This is a genomic window from Pseudochrobactrum lubricantis (assembly GCF_041929865.1).
GTDB lineage: Bacteria > Pseudomonadota > Alphaproteobacteria > Rhizobiales > Rhizobiaceae > Pseudochrobactrum > Pseudochrobactrum saccharolyticum.
In genome coordinates, this window is sequence record NZ_JBHEEE010000006.1 from 276772 (window position 1) to 293372 (window position 16601).

At 53.6% G+C, this 16601-nt stretch carries 10 protein-coding genes; 6 read left to right on the forward strand and 4 right to left on the reverse strand.

All coding sequences use genetic code 11. The annotated features are described in order from the left end of the window. The first annotated feature begins 302 nt into the window (after positions 1-302). The gene (acs, locus tag JNC80_RS14315) at positions 303-2258 is read left to right on the forward strand and encodes an acetate--CoA ligase (protein ID WP_022709886.1); all 1956 of its coding nucleotides are present in this window, start codon (positions 303-305) and stop codon (positions 2256-2258) included. 17 nt (positions 2259-2275) lie between these two features. On the opposite strand, the gene JNC80_RS14320 is transcribed toward acs, so the two are convergent. Then, entirely contained in the window at positions 2276-3154 is an 879-nt protein-coding gene (locus tag JNC80_RS14320; RefSeq protein ID WP_376710669.1) for an NAD-dependent epimerase/dehydratase family protein, read from the reverse strand. A gap of 137 nt (positions 3155-3291) precedes the next feature. On the opposite strand from JNC80_RS14320, the gene JNC80_RS14325 reads away from it, so the two are divergent. Next, the gene (locus JNC80_RS14325) at positions 3292-3696 is read left to right on the forward strand and encodes a GNAT family N-acetyltransferase (protein WP_376710670.1); all 405 of its coding nucleotides are present in this window, start codon (positions 3292-3294) and stop codon (positions 3694-3696) included. Between the two features lie 18 nt (positions 3697-3714). Here JNC80_RS14325 and JNC80_RS14330 read toward each other — a convergent pair whose 3' ends face one another. Next, positions 3715-3966, reverse strand: a complete 252-nt coding sequence (locus JNC80_RS14330; RefSeq protein WP_376710671.1) for a DUF1674 domain-containing protein — start codon at positions 3964-3966, stop codon at positions 3715-3717. Between the two features lie 149 nt (positions 3967-4115). Between JNC80_RS14330 and htpX the strand changes: the two genes are divergently transcribed. The 4 genes from htpX to purH all read left to right on the forward strand — a co-directional run bounded on the left by htpX (position 4116) and on the right by purH (position 10260). Continuing rightward, on the forward strand, positions 4116-5156 hold the full coding sequence (gene htpX, locus JNC80_RS14335; RefSeq protein WP_376710672.1) for a zinc metalloprotease HtpX: 1041 nt from the start codon (positions 4116-4118) through the stop codon (positions 5154-5156). Next, positions 5153-6592, forward strand: a complete 1440-nt coding sequence (locus JNC80_RS14340) for an RsmB/NOP family class I SAM-dependent RNA methyltransferase (RefSeq protein ID WP_376710673.1) — start codon at positions 5153-5155, stop codon at positions 6590-6592. The genes htpX and JNC80_RS14340 overlap by 4 nt, the downstream gene beginning before the upstream one ends. A gap of 176 nt (positions 6593-6768) precedes the next feature. Further along, a complete protein-coding gene (locus JNC80_RS14345; protein WP_376710674.1) occupies positions 6769-8496 on the forward strand; it encodes a heparinase II/III family protein in 1728 nt (575 codons plus the stop codon). A 135-nt stretch (positions 8497-8631) separates the two neighbouring features. Continuing rightward, a complete protein-coding gene (gene purH, locus JNC80_RS14350; RefSeq protein WP_376710675.1) occupies positions 8632-10260 on the forward strand; it encodes a bifunctional phosphoribosylaminoimidazolecarboxamide formyltransferase/IMP cyclohydrolase in 1629 nt (542 codons plus the stop codon). Positions 10261-10306: 46 nt separating this feature from the next. Here the strand turns inward: purH and JNC80_RS14355 are convergent, their stop codons facing one another. Beyond that, positions 10307-11626 carry an MFS transporter gene (locus tag JNC80_RS14355; protein ID WP_376710710.1) on the reverse strand — a complete coding sequence of 440 codons (1320 nt, stop codon included), beginning with the start codon at positions 11624-11626 and terminating at the stop codon, positions 10307-10309. 164 nt (positions 11627-11790) lie between these two features. After that, the gene (locus tag JNC80_RS14360; RefSeq protein ID WP_445482809.1) at positions 11791-16599 is read right to left on the reverse strand and encodes an NAD-glutamate dehydrogenase; all 4809 of its coding nucleotides are present in this window, start codon (positions 16597-16599) and stop codon (positions 11791-11793) included. Positions 16600-16601: the final 2 nt, after the last annotated feature.

Sequence of the window (16601 nt, forward strand, 5' to 3'; positions counted from 1 at the left end):
TAAATCTTCTTTCAAGGCTGTGCAGTTTTTCACTGTAATCTTACAGTACAACAACTTGTCGCAAATAATTGTCTTGCTTCACCCTGTAACAATTATAAACTCCGGCGCAATTCCGACAATTGTGCCGGAGGGATTACGCCGTCATTGAACCCTAAGAGGGAACGCTATGGGGCACCCCGACACCAATACGGGAGCAGATCAGACTTTTTGCCTGATTTACGATGCGAACCGCACGCATTAACAATGGTGCGGTTTTTTATGCAATGTGCCGGCAAGGAGGGCCGCCGGCGCGAGGAGGAACTATGTCCGAGAAGAAATATCCGATTTTGCCGGAGGCGAAAGCGCGCGCGCTGATCGACAATGACACCTATCTTTCATGGTACAATGAAAGCATCAGCGACCCTGACGCATTCTGGGGCAAACACGGCAAACGTATTGACTGGTTCACACCTTATACCAAGGTGAAAGATACGTCTTTCGAAGATAACGTCTCTATCCGCTGGTATGAAGACGGCGTCACCAATGTCTCTTACAACTGTATTGACCGTCACCTCGAAAAGCGCGGAGATCAGACCGCGATTATCTGGGAAGGCGACAACCCTTATATCGACAAGAAAATCACCTATCGCGAACTGCATGAGAATGTCTGCCGCCTTGCCAATGTGATGAAAAAACACGGCGTTCGCAAAGGCGACCGCGTTACCATCTATCTGCCGATGATTCCGGAAGCCGCCTATGCGATGCTGGCTTGTGCGCGTATCGGCGCAGTACATTCCATCGTCTTTGCAGGCTTTTCACCGGAGGCGCTGGCCGGTCGTATTATTGACTGTGAATCCACATTCGTCATCACCTCAGATGAAGGTATCCGCGGCGGCAAACCTATTCCGCTGAAAGAAAATACCGATACCGCGATTGATATCGCCGCTAAGCAATATGTTTTTGTAAACAAGGTCTTGGTTGTGCGCCGTACCGGCGGCAAGATCAACTGGGGTCGCGGCCGTGATCTCTGGTATCATCAGGAAGTTGCAAGCGTCGATGCGGTCTGCGAACCGGAACCAATGAAGGCTGAAGACCCGCTCTTCATCCTTTATACATCCGGCTCGACCGGCAAGCCAAAAGGCGTGCTGCACACCACCGGCGGTTACCTCGTTTATGCCTCGATGACCCATGAATATGTCTTCGATTATCATGAAGGCGATATTTACTGGTGTACAGCGGATGTGGGCTGGGTCACCGGTCACTCCTATATCGTTTATGGCCCGCTCGCCAATGGTGCCACCACGCTGATGTTTGAAGGCGTGCCGAACTTCCCGGATCAGGGACGTTTCTGGGAAGTGGTCGACAAGCATCAGGTCAATATTTTCTATACCGCACCAACGGCGATCCGCGCTCTGATGGGTGCCGGTGATGAATTCGTGACCCGCAATTCCCGCAAATCCCTGCGTCTGCTCGGCTCGGTCGGTGAACCGATCAATCCGGAAGCATGGGAATGGTATTATAATGTGGTCGGCGATCAGACCTGCCCGATTGTTGATACATGGTGGCAGACCGAAACCGGCGGCATTCTGATTACCCCGCTGCCGGGTGCAACCGATCTGAAACCGGGCTCGGCAACCCGTCCGTTCTTCGGCATCAAGCCACAGCTGGTGGACGCGGAAGGTGCCGTGATCGAAGGCGCAGCCGACGGCAATCTCTGCATCACCGATTCATGGCCAGGTCAGATGCGTACACTCTATGGTGATCACCGCCGCTTCATTGAGGCCTATTTCACCACCTATAAGGGCAAATATTTCACCGGTGACGGCTGCCGCCGTGATGAAGACGGCTATTACTGGATTACCGGTCGCGTTGATGACGTGCTGAATATTTCCGGCCACCGTCTCGGCACTGCGGAAATTGAATCGGCACTGGTTTCGCATCACTCGGTATCGGAAGCTGCCGTTGTCGGCTATCCGCATCCGATCAAGGGTCAGGGCATCTATTGCTATGTCACGCTGATGACCGGCGAAGCAGAGCATGATGAAGATGCGCTGCGCAAAGAACTGACCAAGCATGTGCGCAGTGAAATCGGACCGATTGCAACACCGGATATGATCCAGTTTGCACCGGGTCTGCCAAAGACCCGTTCGGGCAAGATCATGCGCCGAATCTTACGTAAAATTGCGGAAGATGATTTTGGTGCACTCGGCGATACATCAACACTGGCCGATCCGGCAGTGGTGGATGATCTGATCGAAAAGCGTCAGAACCGTAAGTGATAGAATAAAAGGCCGGTTCAACCGGCCTTTTTATTTATATAGGCATCGGCCATTGCGGTCATATCCGGTAGACCGTCATGATAGGTAAAACCAGCGACCTCCAGATCACTGCCATCAATAATCAGATCTTCAAAAAGCTGCTCATAAATGGCTTTTTTACCCAAGAGTGTCAGGCCTGCTTTCATCAGCGGGCGTGGCACAGGCACCATTCTGTTGGCTTTACCCATTGCCTGCCGCAACTTTGTAATAAGCTCTTTTGTCGACAGCAACACCGGATCAGCCAGATGGAAAATCCGGCGGTCAATCTGCGCCTGATCAGCCAGAGCCATAAATTCCAGTGCCCGCACCACATTATTACAAGAAACAAAACTGCGCTGATTATTGGCACAGCCAAAGGGCAGAGGCACAGCACTGTCGCAGAGCTTCAATAGCAGGCGCAGATTACCGGGGGCACCGGCACCATAAACCAGCGCAGGCCGTGCAATACCAATCTCAATGCCCTGCATTTTCAAAAGCCCCTGCTCCGCCAGCGCTTTTGCATGCCCGTAATCAGACAGCGGGCGATAGGACAAATCTGTTGTCAGCGGTGACGGATGCCCCGCAACCACATTAATTGTCGAAACAAAGATGAAGCGCTTCACTCCCGCCATGCGTGCCTGTTCAGCCAAAGCCAAAACCAGCCGGTGATTAACCGCGTCCATTTCTGCGGGAGAGGCAGCATTGCTTCCGCTTCTATGCGCAATGCCTGCACAATGGATGACACATTCTATACCGGAAAAATCAGGCTCACTCAGCTCATGACGAGCAATAATCCGTACTTCATGCGCCTGTTCACGCAGATGCATGACAAGCCTGCGCCCGATAAACCCGCCTGCACCGGTAACCGCAATTTTCATCTGTCAAACCCGTATTTGAAATACCTGTTTTCCTGATAGCAATGCTCTGGCAATAATCATACCGCTTTGCAGCCAAATGAGACCGGATCATGCATTTTCACTTCAGCCCCGCACGTTCAGAAGATTTCAGCAGATTATTGGAGCTGCGTCTGCTCACCATGCAGGAAAGCCTTGAACGGATCGGCCGTTTTGATCCGCAGCGAGCGTTTGAACGTTTTCAAAACAGCTTCCGCCCGCAGCACACACGCTTAATCTTGATCGGTAACCAGTTCGCCGGATGTGTTGCGCTGGGGCCTGACGAAGGTGACTGGCTTCTGGAACATTTTTACATTGCACCGGCTTTTCAAGGGTGCGGTTTAGGAAGCCTTGTTTTAGCGCAACTGATTACCGAAGCTGAACAGGCAAAGAAAATTATAAAGCTCAGTGTCTTACAAAAAAGCGATGCTGCACGATTTTATGAAAAACACGGCTTTCACAAAACCGGCGAGGATGAATGGGACATCTATTATGCCCGCCTCCCCGCCATTTCACGTGAATCATAGAAAAGGAAAAATCCGCCTTTAAAAATCAATCGTGCGACCTTTGATTTCCCAATCACCATAGCGTGCCGGATCTTTGCCGCCACGACCACCGATTTCTTTTGCCGCTTCCGCCTGCTGTTCTGCGGCGCGCCGCTCTTCAGCCTCCAGCAAAGCACGCCGGGCGGCAGGTGGCAGGTCTTCAAATTTTTTGCGTGGTGCAGGGGCATCCGATTTTTGATAATCTGCCAATGAAACCACATTATTATTCGCTGATGGTGTTTCATTATCCATGGGTTTTGTCCTGTCCGTCTGCAGCATATATCAAATTAAGTTTTAGCAGTGCTATCATAGCCCTTGTCTTATTGAAGATATAGTCTGCAAGCCCCATTTTATCATCACATGAAAAAGACCTTATTGACGAACCGGAACGGAGATACTGAATGAACATGATGCGTACTGCCATGCTGATTGCCTTCATGACAGCCATGTTTATGAGTATCGGTTATCTGATCGGCGGCTCAGGCGGCATGATGATTGCTCTGGTGATAGCTGTTGCCATGAATTTCTTCAGCTACTGGAATTCCGACAAGATGGTGCTGCGTATGTATAATGCGCAGGAGGCGGATGAAAATACTGCACCGGAATATTACCGCATCGTCCGTGAATTGTCGGATCGCGCCGGTCTGCCAACACCTAGAATCTATGTCATCAACGAAGATCAGCCCAATGCTTTTGCCACCGGCCGCAATCCGGAAAATGCAGCTGTTGCTGCCACAACCGGCCTGTTGCAGCGCCTGAACAAGCAGGAAGTTGCTGCGGTGATGGCGCATGAGCTGGCGCATGTGCAAAACCGCGACACGCTGACCATGACGATCACCGCGACGCTTGCCGGTGCGATTTCCATGCTCGGCAATTTCGCTATGTTCTTTGGCGGCAATCGTGAAAACAACAATGCTCTGAGCATGATCGGCACAATCATCGCGATGATTGTTGCACCGTTTGCGGCCATGATTGTGCAGATGGCCGTCAGCCGTACCCGTGAATATGCTGCTGACCGGCGCGGCGCGGAAATCTGCGGCAACCCGCTCTGGCTGGCCTCGGCTCTCAACAAGATTGCGCGCGGCGCCCATGAAACTGTCAATGAAGAGGCCGAGCATAATCCGGCAACCGCGCATATGTTTATTATCAATCCTTTGAGCGGCCGCGGCGCGGATAATCTGTTCTCCACCCACCCTGATACGGCAAACCGTATTGCCGCTCTGGAGGGCATTGCGCAGGAAATGGGCATTAATTCTGTCTATGATAATACAGATAATGGTTTTCAGAACCGTCAGTCTGGTGCATATAGCCCGACAAATAGCCAATCACAGAACCGCCCGCGCAGCACACCGTCACGGAATAATCCGTGGGGGCAGGCAGCGGGCAGCGATTCTTCACCGGATGATGAGCCGGAAAAACCCTATAAAGGACCGTGGTCTTGAACGATAAAAACCCTGCCGCAAAACGCACCGGCTTTCGCTCAGATAAAAAGCCGTTTGATAAGCAGAGTCAAAATCAGGATCATAATCTTGGTCAGTCCGAGGCCGAATATCGCGCAAAGCTTGAAGCAGAGCATCCGGGTCTGAATGTGCGCCAGTGTGCCGCCAAACTGCTCAATGCCGTGGTTGCCAAAAACACATCGCTGGACGGTCTCACGGATGCGCATCACGGTCACCCGCAATATATGGAACTGGATGACCGCGACCGTTCGCTTGTGCGCGCTATTCTCGGCACCGCCTTGCGCAATCGCAACACCATTGAAACAGCCTTGTGCAAGCTGCTCGACCGTCCGCTGCCTGCCAATGCGACTGCCTTGCAGCAATTGCTCCATGTCGGTGCGGCACAGATTCTCTATCTCGACGTGCCGGATCATGCAGCCGTTGATCTGGCTGTAACCTCCGCCAATATCGATCCGCGCAACCGCAAATATGCCAGCCTCGTCAATGCCGTGCTGCGCCGCCTCACCCGCAATAAAGAACGCGCTATCGAGCTGAAAATTCCGAACGGCCCTGAATGGTATATTGAAAGCCTGACTAAAACCTATGGCAAGAAACAGGCCGAAGCCATTCTGGCGATGCAGGCCTATGAGCCTTCCATTGATCTGACGGTTAAAAGCAATCCGGCAGAATGGGCTGAAAAACTCGGCGGCACGCTGCTGCCAAACGGTTCTGTACGTCTTGGTTCTTTTGAAGGTGCCCTCACCGCACTGGAAGGTTTTGCGGAAGGCGAATGGTGGGTGCAGGATGCAGCAGCAAGCCTGCCTGCAACTTTGCTCGGTGACATCAAAGGCAAACGCGTTGCCGATCTTTGCGCCGCACCCGGCGGCAAAACTGCCCAGCTGATTATGGCCGGAGCTAAAGTCACCGCATTCGATATCAATAAGAACCGCCTCAAGCGTCTGAAAAGCAATCTCGACCGTCTGCAACTGGACGCAGAGCTGATCGCGACCAATATTCTCGACTATCAGACAGACGAGTTGTTTGACGCCATTCTGCTGGATGCGCCTTGCTCATCCACCGGCACAGTGCGCCGCCATCCGGATGTACTCTGGACAAAAACACCGGATGATATTGTCCGGCTGGCACAGGTACAGGCCAAACTTCTTCGTCATGCCATTTCTCTGGTCAAACCGGACGGCATTATTGTCTTCTCCAATTGCTCGCTTAACCGCGAGGAAGGTGAAGATATGGCGCAGGCTATTCTTGCAGAAGGCGTGCTGAAATCCGAACCATTCAAGGTGCAAGAACTGAAGGGAATGGAACAGCTGATTACAGATCAGGGCTTCCTGCGTTCAACGCCTGCTGATTTGCCTCATGATGAGCCGAAAATGGCCGGTCTTGACGGTTTCTTTGCTGCGCGCTTCCGTCGTCCGGCCTGAAAACCAGCCAATAACTTATCTGTTTCTTAAAAAACATGCCGATCCACATCATTCCGCAGCTCTTGGTTAACAAAGAGTTCACTATTGCCGTGGAATGATAGATCATAGCGCATGAATAACGAAGTATATCGCCACCGGATTTGTCCGTACCGATACGCTCTAAGGAGTACCCTGCCGTGAATGTCGCGCTGAGCGAAACCCCGCATCTGTGGACACTGGCCGTTGCCCAAGGCTGGCGACGTTTCAGCAGACGTGTGCGGCGCGGGCCGATGTTTCGCTGGCGTTTTTCCGGCTTTACACCGGAGCGGGTTCTGATTGCCCCGCCGGATTTGCGCGTTGCCGATCCGCAGCTGGCACAGGAATTTTATCACGGCCGCTATGCGCTGGCCGGTCGTCTGGTGGAAACCGGCGGCATCTCCCCTTTTGCCATTGAACCACCGACAGATGCATGGGAAGCCTCGCTGCATTCCTTTGGCTGGTTACGCAATATGCGCGCCGCCGGAACCGAACTGGCTATGGTCAATGCCCGCGCTCTGGTCGAAGACTGGATCCGTATGCATGGCAAGCGCATTGAAGGCATTGCCTGGTCGCCGGAAATTACCGCGCAGCGCATTATCGCCTGGCTCCAGCATTCCAACATTATTCTTGCCACCTCAGATCTTGCCACCTATCGCAAATTCATGCGCTCGCTGGCGATGCAGGTACGCTATTTGCGCACCATGACCGGTGTGATGGATGATGGTGAAGACAAATTACGCGCACGTATTGCGCTGGCTTTTGCCAGTCTTGCACTGCCGGTCTCGCAATCCATGGCGCGCTCAGCACGCCGCCATCTTGAATATGAGCTGAACCGGCAGATACTGGCCGATGGCGGCCATATTTCGCGCAATCCTGCCGCCATTCTGGAGTTACTGGCCGATCTGCTGCCACTGCGCCAGACCTATAGCAACGGCAATGAATCGCCGCCCAAAGCTCTGATTGAAACCGTTGAGCGTATGCTGCCAGCCTTACGCTTCTTCCGTCATCAGGACGGCAGTCTGGCATTGTTCAATGGCGTGGGGCCTACCTTGCCGGAGCGTCTGATTTCCGTGCTGCGCCATGACGAGACAGACGGCGCGCCGCTCACTCATGCGCCGCATTCCGGCTATGAGCGCCTGCATATGGGCTCGACCACAATCATTGCCGATACGGGTCTGCCGCCACCGGTCACCGCATCACGCGATGCCCATGCCGGTTGTCTGGCATTTGAAATGTCCTCGGGTCGCCAGCGTTATATTGTCAATTCCGGTATTGACCGTTACGGCCCGCCGGAATTCCGGCCGCTTGGCCGCACCACAGCGGCCCATTCCACGGCGACGATCAACGACACGTCTTCGTGCCGTTTCAGCCTCAATTCCAGCATTTCCAGCGTTCTAGGCACGCCGATTATTGCAGGCCCGACCAGCGTCAGACGTCAGCGGCTGGAAGGCATGGGCGAACAGGGTTTTGTTGCCAGTCATGACGGCTATGTACGGCTTTTCGGTTATACCCATGAGCGGCAGGTTGTGCTGTCTCATAATGGCAGTCTGATTGAAGGTGTTGACCGCTTTATCAAATCGCATCTGAAAACCACGCGCAGCGGTAAAAACAAGCAACACTCCGATCTGGTGACAGTGCGCTTTCATATTCATCCGCAGGTCTATATCCGCATGGATGAAGACGGCGTGGTGCATCTGACCGCCGATCACGATGACAGCTGGGCTTTTTCCTGCGCTGATGTCATGCCGCAGCTTGAAGATTCCATCTTCTTCGCCGGTTTCCGTGGCCCTGTGCGCTCGCGCCAGATCGTGTTGACCTTCTCTGCAACAGAGAGTGACCATGTCAGCTGGCGCTTTACCCGCACCGGCCTCGGTCAGTATGTATGAATGTCATAAAAATCTAGGATTCCTCGCGCGCCTGTGATACGCCGCCTTTGTCCCACTTTACCGGATTGATGTATGTGACGGGTAATCAGATCCGTCCAGACGCATTGTCCCGACATAAAGCACAAAGAGACCGTCATGGCTGTCAGCTCCAAACATATTCCCGCTCCTGATCTTTTCCCTGTGCGCCGCGCACTGCTTTCCGTATCGGATAAAACCGGTCTGGTAGACTTTGCCCGCGCTTTGCACGCAAAGGGCGTTGAGCTTCTGTCCACCGGCGGTACCGCCAAATCCATCGCAGCAGCGGGTATTCCGGTGCGCGACGTTTCGGAAATTACCAATTTCCCTGAGATCATGGATGGCCGCGTCAAGACATTGCACCCGGGCGTTCACGGCGGTCTGCTCGCTGTGCGTAATGATCCGGAACATGTTGCGGCGATGGAAGCCCACAATATTACCGGCATCGATCTGGTAGTAATCAATCTCTATCCGTTTGAAGAAGTGCGCTATCAGGGCGGTGATTACGACACCACCGTTGAAAATATCGACATCGGCGGCCCTGCGATGATCCGTGCTTCCGCCAAGAACCATGCTTATGTGACGATTGTCACCGATCCTAACGATTATGGCAGCGTTGTTGCTGAACTGGAAACCGGCAATGGCTCTTTGCCTTATGCCTTCCGTCAGCGCATGGCCGGTAAGGCTTTTGCCCGTACTGCCGCTTATGATGCCGCGATCTCCGGCTGGTTTGCTGAAACTACAAAAGAAGAAGCCCCGCTGCACCGTGCACTCGCCGGTAAACTGCATTCCGTAATGCGCTATGGTGAAAACCCGCACCAGCAGGCAGGCTTCTATCTGACCGGTGAAACCCGCGCCGGTGTGGCCACTGCCACCCAGCTTCAGGGCAAGCAGCTTTCCTACAATAACATCAATGACACCGATGCAGCATATGAGCTAGTAGCAGAATTTGATCCGGCGAAGGTCGCAGCCGTTGCCATCATCAAACACGCCAATCCATGCGGTGTAGCTGAAGGCACATCGCTGAAAGAGGCTTATCTCAAGGCCTATGCCTGCGATACAGTTTCAGCCTTCGGTGGTATTGTCGCTCTCAACCGTACACTGGATGCGGAAGCTGCTGAGGAAATCGTCAAGATTTTCACTGAAGTGATTATCGCACCGGACGCGACACCGGAAGCACAGGCCATAGTTGCCGCCAAGAAAAACCTGCGTTTGCTCGTTACCGGCGGTCTGCCGGATGTCCGCGCACCGGGCATTGCTGCGAAAACCGTTGCTGGTGGCCTGCTGATCCAGAACCGCGACAATGGCAATGTTGATGATCTCGACCTTAAAGTCGTGACCAAGCGTGCGCCGACCGAACAGGAAATGATCGACCTGAAATTTGCCTTCCGTGTTGCCAAACACGTCAAGTCCAATGCGATTGTCTATGTTAAAGACGGCGCAACTGTTGGCGTTGGCGCAGGCCAGATGAGCCGCATCGACTCTTCCCGTATTGCAGCACGCAAGGCAGAAGATGCAGCAGCCGTTGCCGCCAATGGGGGTATTGGGGGCGAACCACTGACCAAAGGCTCAGTTGTAGCCTCTGATGCGTTCTTCCCGTTTGCTGACGGCCTGATCTCGGCTGTTGAAGCCGGTGCCACAGCTGTTATCCAGCCGGGTGGTTCTATGCGTGATGATGAAGTGATTAAAGCTGCTGATGCAGCAGGCATTGCCATGGTCTTTACAGGCATGCGCCACTTCCGCCACTAACAGGCATACTCAAATAAAAAAGGCGGCTTTTCAGCCGCCTTTTTTATTATTCGGATTTTGCCGGATAAGGCGTTCTGACCGCCAGATATAAACCAGCCACGAAGAACAGTACCAGCACTGCAATGCCAAGGCGCGGTGAGCCGCTGGCCGCTGTCATGCTCGCCACCAGAAACGGTGCCAGAAAACTGGTTGCCCTGCCCGCCAGCGCATAAATACCGAAATAGCGCCCAGCCTCATGCGGCTCGACACTGCGGGCGAACCACGAGCGGGAAGATGCCTGCACCGGCCCGAAAGCGATGCCGATCAACATCCCGAAGGCCAGATAGGCTTTTTCCCCACCGGAGGAAAACAGCCCCGTATTACTGTCCGGCGGAAAATGCACCAGACCATAAAGCGTATAATCCGGCCCTGTGGAAACAATACCCAATGTGGCGATCAGCAACAGCACCAGCGATATCACCACCACCCATTTGGAGCCAAACCAACTATCGACATAGCTGGCAAACCAGCAGCCGAAAATCGCCACAACATTGAGGATAATACCAAACAGACCAATCTCGGTGATCGACCAGCCGAACATCGCCGCAGCAAAACCGCCGCCCAGCGCCAGCAATGCATTGACGCCATCCTGATAGATCATCCGAGCGATCAGAAAACGGAACAGAGCCGCCTTTTTGCGCACTTCATGCAGCGTTTCTTTCAGCTCTGCCAGACCTTCGCCAATGGCGGCTTTCAGCCCCATGCCCTTTTCCTGATCCGGCGTGAAGATAAACATCGGCAGAATGAAAATCAGATACCACAGCGCTGCAATCGGCCCCGTGATACGGGCATCCTCACCTTTCAGTGCATCCAGATGCCAGAGTGGTTCAATGCCGATCAGCGTTTTGCCTGTTTCCGGCGATGCCGCCAGACAGGTGACAACAAAGATCAGCACGATCATACCGGCGAGATAACCCAGCCCCCATGCAAAATTAGACACCCGCCCGATATGCGAGGCTGGGATCAGCCTCGGCATCATGGAATCATTGAAAACAATGGAGAATTCTGCGGCAACAGAAGCGCAGATGAAGGCCAGCAGAACCCAGACATAGCTTGATCCCGGCTCGGCATACCATAGCAAAGACAGGCTTATGATTTTGATGACTGCAAAGAAACCGATCCACGGTTTTCTTGCACCGGTTTTATCCGCAATAGAACCCAGCGCCGGAGACAGGATTGCGATGACGATACCGGCAAAAGCCACGCCGTAGCCCCATGCCGCCTGTCCTGCCACCGGATCAGCCGACATACGCGAGATAAAATAAGGGCCAAAAATGAAAGTGGTTACGACGGTAAAAAACGGCTGAGCCGCCCAGTCGAAAAACATCCAGCCCCAGATGCCTTTGTTCCACACGCTGTCATGCGCCGGTCGTTCTGCAGACGGATGTGTGATGCTCAAATCACTGCCCCCAATTCATCATTTCGGCTATTTAAAACAAAAGGGCCGGTTTAACACCAGCCCTTTCTGTTATGTCGTTAATCAAGCGATGATCAGCCCGCAAGATCCGCCATGAAACCGGCTGCCACGGCCAGACGGGAAACACTCAGATCTCCGCCTTCTGTCAGTGCAATCATGCGCTGACGCACACCGTCAATCCGCTCGGCATCACGGGTCAGCCAGCTCTGTACCGGATCGGTCTCACCTTTGAATTTGGTGAGCGCTTCCATCGTCACAGCACGGGTTGCCTGTGTGATCGTGTCTGTCGCACGCGACAATGCCAGACCATCATAATAATCCGTCACCGGCACCGCAGACGCAGCCTTTTCAATATTGGCAATACGGAAAGCATCAACAATTTTGAAATAAGCAGTTGCAGCCGTCATCAGCTCTGCCTTGCCCTGATAGGCAATCAGCGCAATATCCGCCATCAGCTTAGCCGACTGCAGTCGGGCAAGTTTGCGCGCCAGCGCTTCACCGGCACCTTTAGCGATATATTTTGCCGTATCTGCTGTAATCAGATCAGCAATGAAATCAGGCATCAGCTCTTCGAGCTTCGGCTCCAGCGCCATGCGTGTCCGCTTCACCGCGCTGACCATTTCACTCAAAGTCGCATCAAAGCGGTTATTGCGCAGCACCCATGCGGTGGTTGAGAACAGCATTTCCCCTACCAGCGCATAGAATTCATTCTGCACTTTACCCGGAATCTTATTATCCAGCGCATTGATCGCCTGATAGAGCTGCTCGGTTTCAAAACCATCAGCCACAGCCACATAAGACCGCAGAATTTCTGCCGGTGCCTCAGCTGTCAGATCATTCAGACGACTGATAAATGTTGGCCCGCAACGATTAATCGCATCATTGGACAGGAGCGTTGCAATGATTTCGCGATGCAGACGGTGATGGGTAATGTCCTTGGCAAATCGCTCCTGCATTTCCTGCGGGAAATAGCCGAACAGGCGCGAATGCAGATAGGTATCATCCGGCAGATTGCTGGCGATCAGATCATCGGACAGTACCATTTTGCCATAGGCCAGAAGCACGGCCAGTTCAGGACGGGTCAGCGCCTCTCCGCGTTTCTGGCGGTCTGCGAGCACCTGATCATCCGGCAGATATTCCACCTTGCGATCCAGCAGTTTGCGGCGTTCCAGAGACGACATCATCCGCATCAGATATGGCAGTTCGGATGCACCGCGTTTTTCAACCAGCGACAGAGCCAGTGGTTGCTCATAATTATTATGCAGCACCAGTGCTGCCACTTCATCAGTCATCTGCGCGAGCAGCACGTCGCGTGCTTCACGGGTCAGACGGCCATCCTGCAGGCTTGGTGTCAGAGCAATCTTGATATTGACCTCAACGTCCGACGAATTCACGCCGGCCGAATTGTCAATCGCATCCGTATTACAACGACCGCCATTGAGGCTGTATTCAATACGGCCGCGCTGGGTGGCACCCAGATTAGCGCCCTCACCGATCACCTTGGCGCGAACCTCTCGACCGGTAATACGGATCGCATCATTGGCGCGGTCACCGACCTGCGCATCGCTTTCTTCGTTCGCACGAATATAAGTGCCGATACCACCGAACCACAGCAGATCAACCTGCGCACGCAGGATCGCACCGATCACTTCATTCGGGCTTGCGGTCAGTTTGCCCAGACCAATGGCCTCGGCTGCCGCTTCAGAAAGCGTAATCACCTTCTGCGAGCGGCTGAATACACCGCCACCGGCAGAGATTTTGGAGTGGTCATAATCCTGCCAGCTGGAGCGCGGCACGTTGAACAGACGCTGACGTTCCGCAAAACCGATATCGGTATCCGGCATCGGATCAATAAAGATGTCGCGATGGTCAAATGCAGCTACCAGTTTGATTTTCGGCGACAGCAACATGCCGTTACCGAATACGTCACCGGACATATCGCCCACACCGGCAACAGTGAATGGCGTGGTCTGGATATCAATATCCATTTCGCGGAAATGACGCTTCACTGCCTCCCATGCGCCACGGGCGGTAATGGCCATTTTCTTATGGTCATAACCGGCTGAACCACCGGAAGCAAAAGCATCATCCAGCCAGAAATGCTGTGCCTGACTGATCGCATTGGCCGTATCGGAGAAAGTGGCTGTGCCCTTATCCGCCGCAACCACGAAATACGGATCATCACTGTCCTGACGGATAACATCGACCGGCGGCACGATCTTGCCTTCGATAATATTATCGGTGATGGAAACCATGGTTGAAATGAAAGTGATATAGGCCGCACGCCCGGCTTCAAATACCGCATTGCGGTCGCCGCCAACCGGCAGACGCTTCGGATAGAAGCCGCCCTTGGCACCACCCGGCACGATCACCGCATTCTTTACCTGCTGTGCCTTAACCAGACCCAGCACTTCTGTGCGGTAATCCTGCGCACGGTCAGACCAGCGCAGGCCGCCACGTGCCACAGCGCCAAAGCGCAGGTGAACACCTTCCACTTCCGGCCCGTAGACGAAGATTTCGCGGTAAGGGCGTGGTTCCGGCAGGCCGTCAACAGCACGCGGGTTAAGCTTGATCGCCAGTGTCACCGGCGCATTGCCGTCCTTATCATGCATATAGGCATTGGTGCGCAGAGAAGCTTCAACCAGATTACGGTAACGGCGCAAAATCTGGTCATCATCAATGCTTGGTACAGCCTGCAAAGCTGTCTCAATGGCTTCAACAACAGCGCGTTCTTTCGCTTCTGTATCCGCCTGTTTTGCCAGTGCCGGATTAAAGCGCAGGTCAAACAATGTGTAGAGATGCGCGGCAATGTCCGGGTAACGATTGAGTGCCGCAGCAATAAAGTCCTGCGAATAGGTGATACCGGCCTGCTGCAGATAACGGCCATACATACGCAGGATCATAATCTGGCGCGCTGTCAGACGTCCGCTCTGGGCAAGGCCATTATAACCGTCATTATCTGCCTGTCCGCTCCATACAGTGCGGAACACATCATCCAGCAGATCACCATCATCGCTGAGATCAACGGCTTTGTCCGATGCGCTGACAATCAGCATATCATGGACATGCACCATGTTCTTGCCACCGGTAGCCGTCTGCACCGGAAGAGCGAAGGTCTGTTCGCTGATGACACGGAAACCCATATTCTCAAGCAGCGGCACGCGCTGCGACAGCGCCAGTGCCTCACCGAAATGATAGAGTTTCAGGAAAGCCGCCTGCGGTTCCTGTGTGTCATAACGATAAAAATCGACATAAAGCGGATTTTCTTCGGTCAGCGCCTCAATACGTACGGCATCAACAAGTGCTTCGGACTCATTAAAAGTCTCACGATAGGATTCCGGAAAACCGGAAGCCAGACTGATCACACGCGGGGCGAAAGTCTGTGAGCTTTCCTCTGCCGCATCACGCACACCATCTTCCCATGTGCGAACGAAACTGCGGATCTGCTTTTCCAGAGCCTCGCGAGCCATTTCGCTCACGCTGCCGTCATGGCGGCGGATGATGAACTGAACGCGGGTCACGCCTTTATCAAGGAAAACCGGATGGAACTCCACGGATTCCCCGTGATAAACATCCATCAGATAATTGCTGATTGCTTCACGCACCACCGAGTCATAGCGGTCGCGCGGCAGATAGACCAGCACACTGACAAAACGGCTGAAACGGTCAATACGCGGCAGCACACGCACACGCGGACGCTCATCCAATGCCACGATCAGTTCAGCATGATCGGTCAGGGCATCCAGATCAATCTGGAACATGTCATCACGCGGATAATCTTCCAGCACTCGCACCAGAGCCTTGCCGGAATGGTCAGCAGCATTGAAGCCCAGACGACCGATTACTGCTTCCGCTTTACCGCGCAGATAAGGAATCGTGCTCAGGAAAGACGTATAGGCCGTCGAAGTGAACAATCCGACCAGACGCATTTCGCCGGTTACTTTACCGTCTGCATCAAACAGTTTGATACCGATATAGTCGATATATTCGCGGCGATGGACGAGCGAGCGGCTGTTGCCTTTGGTAATCAGCAGGCTTTCAGAACCTTTGAGGAAGTCCTGCAATTCCTGTGCGATCGAAGCATTATCCTGCCCCTGACGCAAAACACGAACGGCTTCATCACGCAGAATACCCAGTGATGGTGCATCGGCCTGAATGAGCGTACCCTGAGCCGCATCGTAACGGAATTCACGCATACCCAGAAATGTGAAATTACCATCGCGCAGCCATTTGAGCAGCGCAATAGCTTCACGTCCTTCCGCTGTTCCCGGCAGACCTTTGACAGCGCTGTAAGAGGCAATCACCTCATCAAGACGCGCCAGCATCGGTTTCCAGTCACTGACAGCAGCATAAACCTGCCCCAGCACCATTCCGAGCGCCTGCTCCAGAGCTGTTCTTGCGCTTTCATCCAGTTGCGGCAGATGCAGCTGAATAACACTGACCTGTTCCGTACCTGTAACGGATTTACCGGAGGTTGCTTCGCCATGAACCTCATAGCTGCTGCCGTTAAAGGCAACATTGAGCACCGGATGCACAACCATATAGATCATGCCGGAACGTTCGAGAATTTCCGCCATCGTCGAATCGAGCAGAAACGGCATATTGCGGTTGATCAGAGTTACAACGGTCAGCGGACGGCCGCGACGGCGCAGAATACTGTCATTATCGACGCTGATGACTGGCTTATCGGCCTGATAGGAACCAAGAGCTTTCAAAGCGAGCTTTGCAGCTTCTTCCATATCACCGGCATCATAGGCGGCAATATCTTCCGCCGGTGCCCATTCAAACAACAGCTTGGCGAACTGAGAAGCTACAGGCTCAGAGATATTCTGATAATCGACAACGAATTTGGTCTGAGCGGTATGGTCTGTATCGGCACTCACTG

Bases quoted from the DNA above. Each gene is read 5' to 3' on its own strand.
- htpX (WP_376710672.1), top strand. From the start codon at position 4,116: ATGAACATGATGCGTACTGCCATGCTGATTGCCTTCATGACAGCCATG.
- purH (WP_376710675.1), top strand. From the start codon at position 8,632: ATGGCTGTCAGCTCCAAACATATTCCCGCTCCTGATCTTTTCCCTGTG.
- acs (WP_022709886.1), top strand. From the start codon at position 303: ATGTCCGAGAAGAAATATCCGATTTTGCCGGAGGCGAAAGCGCGCGCG.
- JNC80_RS14355 (WP_376710710.1), bottom strand. From the start codon at position 11,626: ATGTTTTTCGACTGGGCGGCTCAGCCGTTTTTTACCGTCGTAACCACT.
- JNC80_RS14330 (WP_376710671.1), bottom strand. From the start codon at position 3,966: ATGGATAATGAAACACCATCAGCGAATAATAATGTGGTTTCATTGGCA.
- JNC80_RS14320 (WP_376710669.1), bottom strand. From the start codon at position 3,154: ATGAAAATTGCGGTTACCGGTGCAGGCGGGTTTATCGGGCGCAGGCTT.